Source organism: Streptomyces sp. NPDC008086, from assembly GCF_042957325.1.
Classification (GTDB): Bacteria; Actinomycetota; Actinomycetes; order Streptomycetales; family Streptomycetaceae; genus Streptomyces.
The window spans coordinates 216,517-233,550 of the sequence record NZ_JBIBIA010000001.1; the positions used below are offsets into that span (position 1 = coordinate 216,517).

Below are 17,034 nucleotides of genomic sequence, written 5' to 3' on the forward strand. Positions count from 1 at the left end.
CCGATCAGGATAGCCGTGGCGGGAGGGCGAGGTGAGAGCGCTCTCGGATGACCGGGAGGACTCCTGGATCCACGCCGCCGACGCCACCCGCCGACGGCTCGGAGAGCCCGTCACCCACCCGGTCATGGTCCGTCAGTGCTCGTGCCCGGCCCCCGACGCCGTCTCGTGATCGTGCTCATGCGGCTCGTACCCGGGAATCGTCCCGTCCGCCTTCTTCACCAGGAACAGTCCCACCATCCCCATGTCGGAGTGGCTCTGGACGTGGCAGTGGTACATCCACGCGCCCGCCCCGACCCCCTCGCCCGCGATGACCTGGAAGCCGAAGGAGTCCGCCGGGCCCACGATCTTGTTGTCGATGACCTGGCTGGGGTCGTCGGGGCCGGTGAGCATGCCGGTGCGGTTGTCGGCCCAACGGTGACCGTGCATGTGGAAGGTGTGGTAGTACTCGCCGTGCGTGATCATCACGAACTCGACCCGGTCACCCACCGTTGCCTCGAAGTCGGGACCGGAGTGGGCGGGCTTGTTGTTGATCAGCATGTCGTTGAAGACGATGGTGTGGGTCGCGTCGGGAAGGACGTCGCCCTTGCGGCGGACGATCACCGGCCCGTAGAGGCCCTTGCGGATGCCGCCCGTGCCGTGTTCCGTACCGACGACGTGGTCGTGGTAGTGCCAGTAACCGGCGCTGCCCGCCCGCCAGGTGCCGTCCTTCCGGCGGCCGGGTGCATGGGTGCGCCAGGTGTAGGTGCGGGTGCCGCCGGGCTGCACGTCGCTCTTGTTGAGCTTGGTGCCGTCACTGGTGATCTCGTAGTCGAGGCCGTGGACGTGCAGGCTGACCGGTACGTCCATCGTGTTCTCGAACTCGATGTGCGCGGTGTCGCCCTCGTTGAGCTCGATCAGCGGGCCGGGGATCGTCGCCTTGCCCTTCTCGAAGCCGTAGCCCATCTGCCCGTCGGCGAGCTTCTCGGCGTACAGCTTGATGTGCCGGACCTCGCCTCCGGCCGGGGCGGTGCGCGGCGGGGTGTCGGCGCTCACGGCCTCGGGTACCGACGCCAGGGACAACGATGTCGCGACGGTCGCGCCACCCAGCAGCATGCGTCTGTTGAAGGTACGCCTGTTGACGTTGCGTCTGTTCATGCCGAACTCCCAGCGGCGGTACGGAAATTACGGGGATGAACCGCTGAGACGGTACCGGCCGGTCTCCCGTTTATCCACACTCAGGACAAAGTTGGTCCCAGAACGGCCATAGGTATTGGCGAGTCGTTCAAAGGGGTCTAGCTTCCTTGTCGCTGTTGCTGTGACCGTGGAGGTGCCCATGCGCTTACGAGGGTTGAGCACAAGAAGACAGACCTGGGTGGCCACTGTGACGGCCGGGTTCGTCGCCGCCGGGCTGATGTCCGCCCCGGCCGCCGACGCACGCCCGGCCCCGGAACCGCCCCTGACAACGATGTCCGTGAAGTCGCCACCGGGCGGCGCGAATGTACGGGTGCTCATCTTCTACGGGTCCGCGGCGGCCGGCGACGAGTCGCCGCTGGTGAACGCCGGTATCGGGGCGATCGAGAAGATCGGCCTGTCGGGTCCGGCCGACCAGCGCTTCAAGGTCGAGGCCACGAACGACGCTTCGGTGTTCACCAACGAGACCAAGCTGGGCCGCTTCAACTCCGTCGTCTTCCTCACCGGTGGCGGCGACGTCCTCGATCCCGAGCAGGAGGCGGGCCTCGAGGCCTATATGGAGGCGGGCGGCGGTTTCGTCGGCGTCCATGACGCGGCCCGCGCCGAGCCGTACTCGGACTGGTTCACCGGTCTCGTCGGTGCCCGCCCGGCCGCCGGGAGCCCGACGACCGTACAGCGGGCCGTCGTCGAGGTCGGCGACCGCCGGCACCCGGCCACCAGGAAACTGCCGGTGCAGTGGAAACGGCCGGACAAGTGGCTGAACTGGGCCAGGAACCCGTCGGGCTCGGTGCACACCGTCGCCCGGGTGCGCGAGTCGACGTACCAGCCGGGTGCGGGCGCCAACGGCTGGGACCACCCGGTGAGTTGGTGCCGTGACTACGACGGCGGCCGCTCCTTCTACACCGGCATGGGCGGCACCGTGTCGTCGTACGACGAGACCGACTTCCGTACGCATCTGCGCGGCGCCCTGCTGTGGACCACCAGGCTCTCGCAGGCCGACTGCAAGGCCACCATCAACGGCAACTACAAGGCCGAGCGGCTGACCCAGCCCAACCAGCCGGGCCAGAACGACCAGATCGGCGAGCCGCACGGCCTGGTCACGGCCCCTGACGGCCGGGTGCTCTACATCGGCCGGGGCGGCGCCGACTCCTCCCAGCCGGTGATCACCGACTGGAACAACCCGGACATCGGCAAGGGCAAGGGCGAGATCCACGTCTACGACCCGAAGACCAAGAAGGTCACCCTGGCGGGGGCGTTGACGGTCTTCGGCAACAAGGGCGGCGGCGACGAGCTGATCAAGGTCGAGGAGGGGCTCCTCGGCATCGAGCTCGACCCGCGCTTCGAGGAGAACGGCTGGGTGTACCTGCACTACACCCCGCACTCTCGACTCGACCGCGACAAGCGGATGGCCGAGCGGCGTGTCTCCCGCTTCACGCTCGACCTGGCCACCGACAAGCTGGACCTGGGCAGTGAGAAGGTGCTGCTCAAGTGGCCGGTGCAGGTACACAGTTGCTGCCACGCGGGCGGCGGGATGGCCTGGGACTCCAAGGGCAACCTGTACATCGCGACCGGCGACAACAACTCCAGCGGCTTCAGTGGCGGTTACTCGGGCAACAACCCCGAGCCCCACTACAAGGGCGTGTCCTTCGCCGACGCGCGCCGCACCGCCGGCAACACCAACAACCTCAACGGCAAGATCCTGCGCATCCACCCGGAGCCGGACGGCACGTACACGCTGCCGGAGGGCAACCTCTTCACCGGGCGGGAGACCGACGAGGGCGGCGGCAAGACACGCGGCGAGATCTATGTGATGGGCGTCAGGAACCCGGCGCGCATCTCCGTCGACCAGCGGACCGACGTCCTGTACGCGGGCTGGGTCGGCCCGGACGCCTCGGCACCGTCCACCACCTGGGGCCCGGCGAAGTACGACACGTTCGCCGTCATCACCAAGGCGAGCAACCGGGGCTGGCCGTACTGCATGGGCAACAAGCAGCCCTACCGCGACCGCAATCTGCCGGACCCGACGAAGCCGCTGGGGTGGTACGACTGCGACCACCCGAAGAACGAGTCGCCCAACAACGACGGGCTCGTCAACCTCCCGCCGGTCACCGGCAACAACATCTGGTACTCGCCCCAGGGCGGCGCCCCGGACTTCCCGCGCGACGCGAACGGCGTGCCGTCGTACAAGCAGGAGGAGGCCACCTACGGGCTGCCGTGGCTCAAGGGCGGCGGCCAGGCCGCGATGAACGGGCCGGTCTACCGGTACGACGCGGCGAGCACGAGTGGGACGAAGTGGCCGGCGTACTGGGACGGCAAGTGGTTCGTCGGTGACTTCTACGACGCCGACCAGCCGCGCAACGCGGTGATCACCGACCCGAAGACCCACGGTGACGGCGGTCTGCCGGTGCACTCGGAGTCGCTGAAGAAGATCGTGCCGGTCGGCAACGACGGCATCAAGAACCTCATGGACTGGAAGTTCGGCCCGGACGGCGCGCTGTACGTGCTCGACTACGGCCGCGGCTTCTTCACCTCGGACGCCAAGTCGGCGCTGTGGAGGGTGACTTACACGGGCGGCGGACCCACGCCGGCCGCCGACCAGCTGGCCAGGGGGGCGCAGTGAGACGACAACGAAGAATGTGGGCGGCCCTGCTGGCCGCGCTGCTCGTGGTGCTCGGACTGCAGGCACTTCCCGCGACCGGACAGCCACAGGCGCCGCAGGCAGTCGCGGCACAGGTCCTCACCTGGACCGCCGGTGACGACATCACGAAGTACGCCTCGGCGCCCACGACCGCCGTGGCGGGTACGACGACGATCGTGTTCGAGAACAGCACGGCGACCGGCAACACCACCGGGATGCCGCACACGCTGACGTTCGACACGTCCGATCCCGAGTACAACAACGACGTCCAGCTGAACATCCTCGCCAACCCGAACGACGACCAGGGCGGCCGCCACACCGCGGAGGTCACGCTCACCCCGGGCCGGTACCGCTACTACTGCACGATCCCCGGCCACGGGCAGATGCAGGGCATCCTGGTGGTGACCGAGGGCAGCGGCGAGGACACGACGGCGCCCCAGGCATCGGCCCACGTCAGCGGGACGCAGAACGCACAGGGGCAGTACGTCGGTTCCGCGAGCGTGGCGATCCACGCGACGGACAACGAGGGCGGCTCGGGGGTCGACCGCGTCGAGTACGCGGTCGGCGACGAGGGCACCTGGACGCCGTACACCACCCCGGTCGTCGTCGACCAGGTCGGCGACCACAAGATCCGGTACCGCGCGCTGGACAAGGCGGGGAACGTCTCGGCGGAGAAGAGCGCCGAGTTCACGGTCGTGGCACCGCAGTCCGACGACACGACCCCGCCGGAGACCTCGGCGACGGTCGGCGGCGAGCAGAATCCCGACGGGACGTACGTGGGCATGGCGACCGTCACCGTCTCCGCCTCGGACACCGGTTCCGGCGTCAACACCATCGAGTACGCGCTCGGCTCCGGCTCCTGGCAGCCGTACACCGCGCCCGTGATGGTGCACGAGGTCGGCGGCCACACGGTGCGCTACCGGGCCACCGACAAGGCGGGCAACGTCGCCGCCGAGAAGAGCGTGCAGTTCACGGTGGTGGCCTCGCCGCAGCCGGACACGACCGCGCCGGTGACCGGCGTGAGCGTCGAGGGCACGAAGAACTCCGACGGGGCCTACGTCGGCGGCGCCAAGGTGACCGTCACGGCGACCGACGAGCACCACGGGTCGGGCGTGGACCGGATCGAGTACTCCCTCGACGGCGGTCCGTACCTGGCGTACGGCGCCCCGGTGGTCGTCGACCGCGCCGGCCCGCACACGCTCGCCTACCGGGCCACCGACAAGGCGGGCAACACCTCCGCGGCCCGCACGGTGACCTTCACCGTCGTGTCCAGTCAGGTCCCGGCGCCCAACTGCCCGGAGTTCGACGAGCGGTTGACGGTGATCGTCGGCACGGTCGACTCGGGTGTCCCGAACCGGCTCACCAACAGCCGGTGCCGGATCAACGAGCTGATCGAGGACGAGAAGGAGTGGACGTCCCAGGCGCTGTTCCTCAAGCATGTGAAGACGGTCCTGGACCAGCTCCTGAAGGACGGGGTCGTCGACGAGCGCGAGTACAACGCCATCCGGAAGGCGGCCCGTCAGTCCGGGATCGGCAAGCCCGGACAGACCGAGGGCTACCGCACGATCCTCGACGGCAGCGCGGCGTCCCTCGCCAAGTGGCAGCAGGTGGGCGGCGGTTCGTTCGCGCCGAACGGCGACGGCTCGATCACGTCCGGGACGACGAAGGCCGGCCTGGGCATGCTGTGGTTCCCCGAGCGGAAGTACGGCGACTTCTCGCTCAGGCTCCAGTGGCGTGACGACGCCCCCGGCACGGGCAACGCCAACTCCGGTGTGTTCGTCCGGTTCCCGTGGGTCCACGACCACCCCGAGGAGTCGCGGCCCGAGTGGGTCGCCATCAAGTACGGGCACGAGGTGCAGGTGCTCGACCGGCCTGACGGCGACATGTACAAGACCGGGTCGGTCTACGGGTTCGACCGGGTGGGGCTCGCCGGTGCCGGCGTCACCCAGAAGGGCACCTGGAACGACTACGAGATCCGGGTGGTCGACCAGCACTACTCGGTCTACCGCAATGGCGTGCTGATCAACGAGTTCGACAACACCGGCGGCCAGGAGTTCGTCCCGCCCCGCTCGGACGACCCGGGCACGGACGGGCGGAGGTTCGCCTCCGGTTACATCGGCCTCCAGGTGCACGGCACGACGGATGTGGTGTCCTACCGGGACATCCGGATCAAGGAGCTCTGAGAGGAGTGCTGACGGAGCTCTGACCAGGGCTCCCGCCCGGCCCGTTGTCAGTGGCGTACGGCATGCTGTCGATCAGTGGCAGCCGCCGTGCGCCACTGCGCTACGGGAGGAAAGACGTGTTCACGGGGATCGACGACGTCGACTGGGCGTCGATGGGGCATGCGTACACCGACTCGGCGACGGACGTGCCGGACCTGCTGCGGGACCTGGCCTCGGACGACCCGGCCCGACGGGACGTCGCGCTCGACGGTATGTACGGGGCGCTGCATCATCAGGGCGATGTGTACGACAGCACGGTCGCCTGCATACCGTTCCTCTTCGAGCTCGTGACCGCCGAGGCCGTCGCCGACCGGGGCGCGGTCGTGCGTCTGCTGTGCAGCATCGCGGGCGAGCGGGAACCCGATCCGGAGGAGATCGGGGGCCTCTTCGAGGACGAGGAGGAGGACGCCGCGTTCGTCCAGCCGTTCCTGGACGCGTGGGCGGCGGTCCGGGGGCGGGCGGAGGTCTTCCTCAGGCTGCTCGCGGATCCGGACGCCGGGGTGCGTGCGGCGGCTGCGGCGGCGCTGGCCCATGTGCATCCGGCTCCGGCGCGTGTCCTGGGCGCGCTGCGGGACCGGCTGGCCGTCGAGCGGGACCCGGAGGCCGTGGGCGCGATCGTCGACGCGATCGGCAGGGTGGGCGCCGCCCACCGGGAGGCGCTCGGTGCCCAGGCGGGCGCGGCGCTCCAGGAGGTCGTGGCCGTCGCGTCCCACCCGGAGCAGCGGCTGGCGGGGCTGGTCCAACTGGCGCGCTGCGGGGTCGGCTCACTGCCCGAGGACCTGGCGGAGACCGTCCTGGACATCATGCGGCTCGCGCACGAGCAGGAAGAGGCCGAGCAGGAGGAGGTCGGGCCGACGGTGGCCGGGCAGGAGCGGCCCCGTACGGACACGATGGTGTCGTATCTGCGCGAGCTGGAGGCCACGCAGCGCCGTCGCGTCGACGCGACGCGGGCCGGCGACCTGCTGGAGGAGCTGCACGGGGCGCTCGGGGATCACACGGAGCCGAGATTCGATCTCCTCGTCGGACAGCTGCAGACCCAGGACTGGGGCCAGCGCATGGCCGCCGTCGACATGGCGGGCACGTTACTGACCGGGTGGCGGGCACCCGACGACCTGCCGGTCGCGCTTCTCGCCCGTCAGCTGGTCGAGGACGAACCCCGGCTGTCGGAGCGGGCCCTGACCGAGCTGGGCCATGTGGCCCCGATCGCGCGGGTCGTCGCCGACGTCCTCGCGGTGTGCGTACGGGAGTGGGACGACTCCTGGGAGCCGGGTGACTGGGAGGGGACGCTCTTCGGCAGGGCGCTGAAGGCCCTCGCGCTTCAGGGCGACGACCGGGCCGTGCCCGCGCTGCTCGGGGTGCTGGCTCAGGAAGGCACCGTCCCGGAGAGCCTGGGCACCTGGGTCGAGCGAATCGGCGCCGAGGGCGCGGCCGCCCTGGGGCCCGAGCTGCACCGCCGGCTCGCGGCACTGCCGTGCGGCCACGGCGGCCCCGCACGGGAGCGGCTGGTCGACGCGCTGGGTGCGCTCGCCCGCCCCGAGCCGCTGCCGCTTCTCGTCGAGATGATCGAGCCGGGGATCGGACGCATGCGCATGTGGTCACTGGCGCGTGCCCTCACCCGGTACGGGCCGGCCGGAGCCGAAGCCGGTCCGCGGCTGCGGGAGTTGGTCGCCACGGCGTCGGTGCCGCTGGAGATCCGGCTGGACGCGGCGGCAGCACTGGTCGCGGTCGGCGGCGCCGGCGAGCCCCTCCTGCCCCTGGTGGGACAGGGCCTGGAGTCGGACAAGTGGTTGGAGCTGTCGCCCGCCCTCAGAGCCGCGACCGCACTGGGCCCGGTGGCCGCGCCGCTGGCCCCGCGGCTGCGGCAGCTGCTCGCGGCGCACGACAGGCACATGGACGTGATCGTGGCACTGTGGAAGACCGCGGGCGACGCCGAGGAGGTGCTGCCGATGCTGCTCGACAAGTGGACGGCCTTCCCGGGGACCCGGCCGACCGTCACCGCCTGCCTGCTGGAATTGGGGCCCGCCGCGGCTCCGGCGCTCCCCCTGATACGGGCGGAGCTGGCCTCCCCACGCCGCCACAGCAACGACCGCCGTGACGACGACCTTTCCGCCCTGAGCATGCGTCACGACGTCGCCGCGGACGAGGGGCTGCTGAGGGACTGCCGTCGGCTGCTTGCTCTCCCCGGGCTGTCCTAGGCGGTCCCGCCCGGTTCCTTCTTCGCCCTGCTCGGCTGTACCCGCTTGGGCTCCCCCGGCATCTTCGGATACTCGGGCGGGTACGGCAGATCGCCGAGCCCGTGGTCGCGTTCGTCCTTGTTGGCCAGCTCCAGCAGCGCGTCCAGCGAGAAGCGGTGGTCGTCCATGTCGGCGTGCACGTCGCCGAGTTCGGCGAAGCGCGCGGGCATGGTCGCGATGTCGAAGTCCTGGGGGTGGGCGGTGCCCACCTCCTCCCAGCGCAGGGGCGCCGAGACGGGTGCGTGCGGGCGGGGCCGTACGGAGTAGGCGGAGGCGATAGTGCGGTCGCGGGCCGTCTGGTTGTAGTCGATGAAGATGCGCTCGCCCCGCTCCTCCTTCCACCACTTGATCGTCACGTGTTCCGGCATCCGGCGTTCCATCTCCCGGCCGACCGCGATGGCGGCGCGACGGACCTGGGTGAAGGTCCAGCGCGGTTCGATGGGCACGAAGACATGCAGGCCGCGCCCGCCGGAGGTCTTGGGCCAGCCGCGCAGTCCGCCGAACTCGTCGAGGACGGCGCGCAGTTCGTGGGCGGCGCGGACGGCGTCGTCGAAGTCGGTGCCGGGCTGGGGGTCGAGGTCGATGCGGAGTTCGTCGGGGCGGTCGACGTCGTCGCGGCGCACCGGCCAGGGGTGGAAGGTGAGCGTGCCGTACTGGGCGGCCCACAGGACGGCGGCCTCCTCGGTGGGGCACATCTCGTCGGCGCTGCGGCCGCTGGGGAAGGTGATGTGGGCGGTGGGGATCCAGTCGGGCATGCTCTTGGGCGCCCGCTTCTGGTAGAACCACTCGCCGGTCACGCCGTCCGGGTAGCGCTCCAGGGTGGTGGGGCGATCGCGCAGGGCGCGCAGGATGCCGGGGCCGACGGCGATGTAGTAGCGGGCGAGGTCCAGCTTGGTGTATCCGGCCTCGGGGAAGAAGACCTTGCCCGGGTTGGACAGGCGCACGGTGCGGCCGCCCGCCTGGAGTTCCACCGCTTCGCCCATGCGAGCCACGGTAGGCGTACGCCGCGCACCTCGCACACCGGGCGTCAGCGACCGGATGCGCGCAGAATCGGACCATGGACCTTCCGGTGATGCCGCCCGTGAAGCCGATGCTCGCCAAGTCGGTGGCGAAGATCCCGCCTGGCATGCAGTACGAGGCGAAGTGGGACGGGTTCCGGGCGATCGTGTTCCGCGACCGGGACGAGGTCGAGCTCGGCAGCCGTACCGGAAAGCCGCTGACCAGGTACTTTCCGGAGCTGGTGGCAGGGCTGAAGGAGCGGCTGCCGCAGCGGTGCGTGCTGGACGGGGAGATCGTCATCGCGCGCGAGGGGCGGCTGGACTTCGACGCGCTGACCGAGCGCATCCACCCGGCCGACTCCCGGGTGCGGATGCTGGCCGAGCGGACCCCGGCGTCGTTCGTGGCCTTCGACCTGCTGGCGCTGGCGGACGAGTCGCTGCTGGAGGTCCCGCTGGCGGATCGGCGGGCGCGGCTCACCACGGCGCTGTCCGGGGTGACGGCACCGGTGCATGTGGCGCCGGCGACGACCGACGTGGACACCGCCCAGGGGTGGTTCGAGCAGTACGAGGGGGCCGGCCTGGACGGTGTGATCGCCAAGCCGCTCACGCTGCGCTACCTCCAGGACGCCCGGGCCATGTTCAAGATCAAGCACGAGCGGACCGCGGACGTCGTGGTCGCCGGGTACCGGCTCCACAAGAGCGGTCCGGTCGTGGGCTCGCTGCTGCTCGGCCTGCACGACGACAAGGGGGCGCTCCAGCATGTGGGGGTGTCGGCCGCGTTCTCGATGAAGCGGCGCGCCGAACTGATCGAGGAGCTGGAGCCGCTGCGCATGGAGGATGCCGCGGGGCATCCGTGGGCGGCCTGGGCCGAGGAGGCGGCGCACGAGTCGGCGCGGCTGCCGGGGGCGCCGAGCCGCTGGTCGGGCAAGAAGGACCTGTCCTGGGTGCCGCTCAGACCGGAGCGGGTGGCCGAGGTGGCGTACGACCACATGGAGAACGGCGTGCGCTTCCGGCACACGGCCCGCTTCCGCCGCTGGCGCCCGGACCGGACCCCCGAGAGCTGCACGTACGCGCAGTTGGAGGAGCCGGTCCGCTACGACCTGGCGGAGATCTTCGCGCCGCCGGCCTGACGGGGAGCGGGGTCAGGGCTTCATCAGCACCTTGACCGCGCCGTCCTGCTTGCGCTGGAACATCTCGTACGCGTGCGGGGCGTCGCTCAGCGGCACGCGGTGGGTGGCGAAGTCATCGACGCCGAGGGGGTCCTCGTCCGTCAGGAACGGCAGGATGTCGTCGGTCCAGCGGCGTACGTTGGCCTGTCCCATGCGCAGTTGGATCTGCTTGTCGAACAGGGTGAGCAGCGGGATCGGGTCGGCCATGCCGCCGTACACGCCGGACAGGGAGATCGTGCCGCCGCGCCGCACCAGGTCGATGGCGGTGTACAGGGCGGCGAGTCGGTCGACGCTGAAGCGTTCGGCGAACGGGCCGCTGATCCTGCGGGGCAGCATCGCCGAGGCCGACTGGGCGAGCCTGGCGGCGGCGCTGCCGTGGGCCTCGGTGCCGACGGCGTCGATCACGGCGTCGGGGCCGCGGCCGTCGGTCACGTCGCGGATGGCGGCGACGAGTTCCTTCTCGTCGTCGAAGCTCCTCAGGTCGTACGTCTCGACGCCCCGCTCGCGCGCCCGGCGCAGCCGCTCGGGCACCAGGTCCACGCCGAACACCCGCCCGGCGCCCTGCACCTGGGCGACCCGGCAGGCCATGTCGCCGATGGGGCCGAGGCCGAGCACGGCGACGCTGCCGCCTTCCGGGACCTCGGCGTAGCGGACCGCCTGCCAGGCGGTGGGCAGGACGTCGGAGAGGTACACGAACCGGTCGTCGGACGGCCCTTCCGGGATCTTGATCGGGCCGAACTGCGCCTGAGGGACCCGCAGGTACTCGGCCTGGGCGCCCGGCACCGCGCCGTACAGCCGGGTGTAGCCGAACAGGGCCGCGCCCATGCCCTCGCCGGTGACCTGGGTGGTCTCGCACTGGGTCGGCAGCCCGGTCAGGCACATCCAGCAGTCGCCGCAGGCGATCTGGAACGGCACCACGACCCGGTCGCCCGCCTGGAGGTCCGGCACCGCGGCGCCGACCTCCTCGACGATGCCCATCGGTTCGTGACCGAGGATGTCCCCCGGTGTCATGAACGGCGTCAGCACCTCGTACAAGTGCAGGTCGGAGCCGCACAGTCCGGTGGACGTGATGCGGATGACCGCGTCCGTCGGCTCCTGGATCGTCGGATCGGGCACGTTCTCCACGCGGACGTCGCGCTTGCCCTGCCAGGTCACTGCCCTCATCGCCCCGCGCTCCCTCCGTGGCGTGTGCGTCCGCTGATGCGGTGGGCGCCGGGTACCCCTGCGCCCTCCGGCCCAACCGCGCGGACGGTGGTGTGGGCCGATCGGCGGATTTGCGAGGCGGAAGGCGAGCGATCGGGTATGTGCATCTATGAACAGATAAGCGCACAATTAGTGACACGGACTGGGTGGGTGGCTACGGGTGGCGACGGTGGGCAGGCAACGAGGTGCGCGTACGAGACGCGCCACGACCATGGCGGGGCTGCTGGCCGCCGCGCTGACGGCTTCCCTGGCGGCGGGCTGTACGACGTCCGGCGGCCAGCGCGACGACGGGCGCGGCACCACGCACGTGCCGTCGCACGAGAACGGCACCGGGCACGAGAGCCTGGCGAACAGCGCCTCGGTGCTCGCCGTGAAGATCGACAACGCCCGTGCCGCCCGGCCCCACACGGGCCTGAACGCCGCGGACGTCGTGTACGTCGAGCAGGTCGAGGGCGGACTGAGCCGGCTGATGGCGGTGTACGCGACGAAGCTGCCGAAGGCCGTCGGGCCGGTGCGCAGCGCCCGCGAGAGCGACCTGGAGCTGCTGCGCCAGTTCAACCGGCCGACCCTCGCCTTCTCCGGGGCGCAGAGCAAGCTCCTGCCCCTGATCGACAAGGCCCCGTTGCAGGCGGTGCCGCCCGGCGAGGCGGCCGACGCCTACTTCCGCAGCCGGCACCGGACCTCGCCGCACAACCTCTATCTGCGGCCCCAGCGGCTGATGGGCTCCGCCCCCGGCGCGGACGCCCTGACGACCGGCTTCCGCTACGGCGCCGCCCCGGCAGGCGGAAAGCCCACGGCCTCGCAGACGGTCCGCTACGACCTGGCCCGCTACACGTTCACCTGGTCCGGGAGCCAGGACCGCTGGCTGGTCGCCATGGACGGCAAGGCCGCCACGACGACGGACGGCAAGCGGGTCGGGGCCGGGACGGTCGTCGTGCAGTACGTGAAGGTGCGCAGGTCCACGTTCCACGACTCCCTCGGCAAGAACACGCCGTACACCGAGACGGTGGGCTCCGGGAAGGCGCGGGTCCTGCGCGACGGGCGCGCCTACGACGTCTACTGGACGCGTCCGAAGGCCACGGGCGGCACCAGGTTCACGACCGAGGACGGGAAGCGGATGAACTTCCAGAAGGGCCCGGTGTGGGTGGTGTTCGCGAAGGCGTCCTGAGCATCCGGGAGTTCGAACCGGGGATCAGGATGGGGCGACGAGGGGCTCCGAAGGGTTGCGGAGCCCCTCGGCCGCGTCCGCGACGCGGCGGATGAGATCGAAGAACAGCGCCTGCTCGTCGGTGGCGAGCGGGGCCAGGAAGACCTGGTTCATCCGAGCCGTGCGCACGGTCAGCTTCCTGTGTGTGCGCAGCCCGTCGTCCGTGAGGCGCAGCAGGAAGCGGCGGCCGTCCTGGGGGTCGCGGACCTTGTCGAGCAGCCCCCGGCGGCCGAGCCGGCTGATCACCTCGGCGATGGTGGAGCGGTCGAGCCCGACGCGCTCCCCCACCGTGCGCTGGTCCAGGCCCGGCTCGGCGACGAGCGCGTTGAGGACGGCGAACTGGGGCGAGGTGATCTCCTCCGAGACCATCGTGTTCCACAGCAGGTAGTGCGCCTGCTGGAGCCGCCGGGCCAGATGCCCGGGGTGGGTGGTGAGATCCACGGCGGCCATCCGCACTCCCCTGTCCATAGTCGTCGATGAATCGTCGGTGCACTGAACAATACCCGACCCTCGCCGGAACTGCCCTCGGGCCGCAGAGGCCATGGATTTCGCATTTACCGAGGCCTTGACGGTTTCCCGCTCCGGTGGCAGCGTGAGGAGCAACCTCGCGGAAATACTCAGTGCCCTGACTAATTCGGGGGCTGGGAGCTCGGAAGAGATGGGGCTTCTCGGATGGACAAGGTGGTCGCCACAGCCGCGGAGGCGGTGGCCGACGTGGGTGACGGCGCGTCGCTCGCGGTGGGTGGTTTCGGGCTGAGCGGTGTGCCGAACGTACTGATCCAGGCCCTGTTCGAGCAGGGCACCGGCGGGTTGTCGGTGGTCTCGAACAACTGCGGGGCGATGGAGTCGGGTCTCGCGGTGCTGCTGTCGGCGGGCCGGATCGCCCGGGTGACCGGCTCGTACATCGGCGCGAACAAGGAGTTCGCCCGTCAGTACCTGGGCGGAGAGCTGGAGGTGGAGATGATCCCGCAGGGCACGCTGGCCGAGCGGCTGCGGGCCGGCGGTGCCGGGATCCCCGCGTTCTACACCCCGGCCGGAGTGGGGACACAGGTCGCCGACGGCGGGCTGCCGTGGCGCTACGACGGGTCCGGCGGGGTCGCGCTGGCCTCGCCGCCGAAGGAGGTGCGGGAGTTCGACGGCACCGAGTACGTGCTGGAGCGCGGGATCCGTACCGACTTCGCGCTGGTCCGGGCGGCGAAGGGCGACCGGCACGGGAACCTGGTGTTCAACAAGTCCTCCCGGAACTTCAACCCGCTGGCCGCGATGGCCGGACGGGTGACGATCGCCGAGGTCGAGGAACTCGTCGAACCCGGTCAGATCGGTCCGGACGCGGTGCACCTGCCGGGGATCTTCGTGCAGCGGGTCGTCGCGCTCACCCCGGAGCAGGCCGCCGACAAGCAGATCGAGCAGCGCACGACGTCCGCGCCCGCGGCGCGAGGGACGGGGAGCAACTGATGGCCTGGACACGCGAGGAGATGGCCGCGCGGGCCGCGCGCGAACTTCAGGACGGGCAGTACGTCAATCTCGGCATCGGACTGCCGACGCTGATCCCGAACTACCTGCCCGAGGGCGTGGAGGTGATCCTGGAGTCCGAGAACGGCATCCTGGGCACCGGCCCGTACCCGACCGAGGACCAGGTCGACCCGGATCTGATCAACGCCGGCAAGGAGACCGTGACGGTCCTGCCGGGCGCCTCCTTCTTCGACTCGGCGCTGTCGTTCTCGATGATCCGCGGCGGGCACATCGATGTCGCCGTGCTGGGCGCCATGCAGGTCTCCGCCAACGGTGACCTGGCGAACTGGGCCATCCCCGGCAAGATGATCACCGGGATCGGCGGCGCGATGGACCTCGTGCACGGGGCCCGCACGGTCATCGTCGTGATGACACACACCGCCAAGGACGGCAGCCCGAAGATCCTCACCGAGTGCGCGCTGCCGCTCACGGGCAAGGCGTGTGTGAACCGGGTCATCACCGATCTCGGCGTGATCGACGTGACCGCCGACGGCCTGGTGCTCGTCGAGACCGCACCCGGCGTGGCCGTTGACGAGATCATCGCGAAGACCGACGCAAAACTCACCGTCGCGGAGAATCTGCTGTGAACACCGTTTACATCGTCGACGCGGTCCGCACTCCCATCGGCCGCTACAACGGCACGCTCGCCACCGTCCGCCCGGACGACCTGGCCGCCCACGCCCTCCGCGAACTCCTCGCCCGCACACCGGACCTGGACCCCTCCCGCATCGAGGACGTCTACTTCGGCAACGCCAACGGCGCCGGCGAGGAGAACCGCAACGTCGGCCGCATGGCCGCCCTGCTCGCCGGTCTGCCGACCAGCGTGCCCGGCGTCACCGTCAACCGCCTGTGCGCCTCCGGCCTGGAGGCGGTGATCCAGGCGGCCCGCGCCATCGCCGCCGGGGACGCCCACATCGCCGTGGCGGGCGGCGTGGAGTCGATGACCCGGGCCCCGTACGTCCTGCCCAAGTCCGACAAGCCCTTCCCCGCCGCGCACACGGAGCTGTACTCGACCACCCTGGGCTGGCGCATGGTCAACCCGAGGATGGCACCGCAGTGGACCATCCCGCTGGGCGAGTCGGCGGAACTCATCGCCGAGAAGCACAAGATCAGCCGCGAGCAGCAGGACGAGTACGCGCTGGCCTCCCACCAGAAGGCCGCCGCGGCCCAGCGGCAGGGCCTCTTCGACGCCGAACTCGCCCCCGTCCTCATCCCGCAGCGCAAGGGCGACCCGGTCGCCTTCGCCGCCGACGAGTCCGTACGGGCCGACGCCTCCCTCGCCGCGATGGCGAAGCTCAAGCCGTCCTTCCGCACGGAGAACGGCACGGTCACCGCGGGCAACGCCTCACCGCTCAACGACGGTGCCGCCGCCCTGCTCCTGGTCGACGAGGAGGGCCTGAAGGCCACCGGCCGCGAGCCGCTCGCCCGGATCTCCGCGACCGGCGTGCACGCCCTCGACCCCGACTACTTCGGGCTCGCCCCCGTCGAGGCGGTCACGCGTGCGCTGGCCAAGGCGGGCCATGGGTTCGGTGATCTGTCCGTGCTGGAGCTGAACGAGGCCTTTGCCGCGCAGGTGCTCGGGTGTGTGGCGGAGTGGCCCGAGTTCGACCCGGCGATCCTCAATCCGCAGGGCGGTGCCATCGCCCTCGGCCATCCCCTCGGTGCCTCTGGTGCGCGGCTCGCCGGGACGGTCGCCCATCAGCTTGCCCGCCGCGGCGGCGGTGTCGGGGTCGCCACTCTCTGCATCGGTGTGGGGCAAGGACTCGCCCTCGTCCTGGAACGTTGAGCGCCGTCAGCGGCCGCAGGCCCGTTGTGGCTGGCCGCGCCGTTCCTCGCGCCCCTTACAGGGCGCGGCCCTCCCGCCCGTCTTCGAAGCGACCGTCAGAATCACCAGGAATCCCGATGACTCTCACCCAGCACGACATCGACCTAGAGATCGCCGCGGAACACGCCGCGTACGAGAAGCGCGTCGCCGACGGTGCCCCCGTCGAGCACCACCCGCGCCGCGACTACACCCCGTACCGCTCCTCGGTGCTGCGCCACCCGAAACAGCCGCCGGTCCGGATCGACGTCAGCAAGGACCCGGAGCTGGTGGAGCTGCACTCCCCCGCCTTCGGCGAACGGGACATCACCGAGATCGACAACGACCTCACCCGGCAGCACAACGGCGAGCCGATCGGTGAGCGCATCACCGTCGAGGGCCGGCTCCTGGACCGCGACGGCCGTCCGCTGCGCGGCCAGCTGATCGAGGTCTGGCAGGCGAACTCGGCCGGCCGCTACGCCCACCAGCGCGAGCAGCACGACGCCCCGCTGGACCCGAACTTCACCGGCGTCGGCCGCACCCTGACCGACGACAGCGGCTTCTACCGCTTCACCACGATCCAGCCGGGCCCGTACCCCTGGCGCCAGCACGTCAACGCCTGGCGGCCGGCCCACATCCACTTCTCGCTGTTCGGCACGGCGTTCACGCAGCGGCTGGTGACGCAGATGTACTTCCCGAGCGACCCGCTGTTCCCGTACGACCCGATCATCCAGTCGGTGACGGACGACGCGGCCCGCCAGCGGCTGGTCGCCACCTACGACCACAGCCTGTCGGTGCCGGAGTTCTCGATGGGCTACCACTGGGACATCGTGCTCGACGGACCGAACGCCACCTGGATCGAAGAGGGACGCTGACCTGC

General features: G+C 70.7%; 13 protein-coding genes. 9 read left to right on the plus strand and 4 right to left on the minus strand.

The annotated features are described in order from the left end of the window. Positions 1-132 precede the first annotated feature (132 nt). Entirely contained in the window at positions 133-1,134 is a 1,002-nt protein-coding gene (locus tag ACFZBP_RS00985) for a multicopper oxidase domain-containing protein (protein ID WP_391409185.1), read from the minus strand. 178 nt (positions 1,135-1,312) lie between these two features. Between ACFZBP_RS00985 and ACFZBP_RS00990 the strand changes: the two genes are divergently transcribed. The 3 genes from ACFZBP_RS00990 to ACFZBP_RS01000 all read left to right on the plus strand — a co-directional run bounded on the left by ACFZBP_RS00990 (position 1,313) and on the right by ACFZBP_RS01000 (position 8,225). Next, positions 1,313-3,790, plus strand: coding sequence for a ThuA domain-containing protein (locus tag ACFZBP_RS00990; RefSeq protein WP_391409187.1), 2,478 nt, complete (start codon positions 1,313-1,315; stop codon positions 3,788-3,790). A gap of 14 nt (positions 3,791-3,804) precedes the next feature. Then, entirely contained in the window at positions 3,805-5,991 is a 2,187-nt protein-coding gene (locus ACFZBP_RS00995) for an OmpL47-type beta-barrel domain-containing protein (protein ID WP_391410304.1), read from the plus strand. Positions 5,992-6,053: 62 nt separating this feature from the next. Next, a complete protein-coding gene (locus ACFZBP_RS01000; protein WP_391409188.1) occupies positions 6,054-8,225 on the plus strand; it encodes a HEAT repeat domain-containing protein in 2,172 nt (723 codons plus the stop codon). On the opposite strand, the gene ligD is transcribed toward ACFZBP_RS01000, so the two are convergent. Continuing rightward, positions 8,222-9,247, minus strand: a complete 1,026-nt coding sequence (gene ligD / locus ACFZBP_RS01005; protein WP_391409189.1) for a non-homologous end-joining DNA ligase — start codon at positions 9,245-9,247, stop codon at positions 8,222-8,224. The genes ACFZBP_RS01000 and ligD overlap by 4 nt on opposite strands. A 74-nt stretch (positions 9,248-9,321) precedes the next feature. Between ligD and ACFZBP_RS01010 the strand changes: the two genes are divergently transcribed. Next, positions 9,322-10,392 (plus strand): ATP-dependent DNA ligase, encoded by a 1,071-nt coding sequence (locus ACFZBP_RS01010; protein WP_391409190.1) that lies wholly within the window; start codon positions 9,322-9,324, stop codon positions 10,390-10,392. A gap of 12 nt (positions 10,393-10,404) precedes the next feature. Here ACFZBP_RS01010 and ACFZBP_RS01015 read toward each other — a convergent pair whose 3' ends face one another. Then, positions 10,405-11,595, minus strand: a complete 1,191-nt coding sequence (locus ACFZBP_RS01015; RefSeq protein ID WP_383453361.1) for a zinc-dependent alcohol dehydrogenase — start codon at positions 11,593-11,595, stop codon at positions 10,405-10,407. A gap of 250 nt (positions 11,596-11,845) precedes the next feature. Here ACFZBP_RS01015 and ACFZBP_RS01020 point away from each other — a divergent pair, with 250 nt between their 5' ends. Beyond that, positions 11,846-12,802, plus strand: coding sequence for a DUF3048 domain-containing protein (locus ACFZBP_RS01020; RefSeq protein WP_391410306.1), 957 nt, complete (start codon positions 11,846-11,848; stop codon positions 12,800-12,802). Positions 12,803-12,826: 24 nt separating this feature from the next. Here the strand turns inward: ACFZBP_RS01020 and ACFZBP_RS01025 are convergent, their stop codons facing one another. Then, positions 12,827-13,291: a MarR family winged helix-turn-helix transcriptional regulator gene (locus ACFZBP_RS01025; protein WP_383453359.1), complete on the minus strand. Its 465-nt coding sequence runs from the start codon at positions 13,289-13,291 to the stop codon at positions 12,827-12,829. A gap of 222 nt (positions 13,292-13,513) precedes the next feature. Between ACFZBP_RS01025 and ACFZBP_RS01030 the strand changes: the two genes are divergently transcribed. The 4 genes from ACFZBP_RS01030 to pcaH all read left to right on the plus strand — a co-directional run bounded on the left by ACFZBP_RS01030 (position 13,514) and on the right by pcaH (position 17,029). Next, positions 13,514-14,296, plus strand: coding sequence for a CoA transferase subunit A (locus tag ACFZBP_RS01030; RefSeq protein ID WP_383453357.1), 783 nt, complete (start codon positions 13,514-13,516; stop codon positions 14,294-14,296). After that, positions 14,296-14,940 carry a CoA transferase subunit B gene (locus tag ACFZBP_RS01035; RefSeq protein WP_383453355.1) on the plus strand — a complete coding sequence of 215 codons (645 nt, stop codon included), beginning with the start codon at positions 14,296-14,298 and terminating at the stop codon, positions 14,938-14,940. The genes ACFZBP_RS01030 and ACFZBP_RS01035 overlap by 1 nt, the downstream gene beginning before the upstream one ends. Continuing rightward, positions 14,937-16,139, plus strand: coding sequence for an acetyl-CoA C-acyltransferase (locus ACFZBP_RS01040; RefSeq protein ID WP_391409191.1), 1,203 nt, complete (start codon positions 14,937-14,939; stop codon positions 16,137-16,139). The genes ACFZBP_RS01035 and ACFZBP_RS01040 overlap by 4 nt, the downstream gene beginning before the upstream one ends. A gap of 116 nt (positions 16,140-16,255) precedes the next feature. Continuing rightward, positions 16,256-17,029 (plus strand): protocatechuate 3,4-dioxygenase subunit beta, encoded by a 774-nt coding sequence (pcaH, locus tag ACFZBP_RS01045; protein WP_383453352.1) that lies wholly within the window; start codon positions 16,256-16,258, stop codon positions 17,027-17,029. The last annotated feature ends 5 nt before the right edge of the window (positions 17,030-17,034 follow it).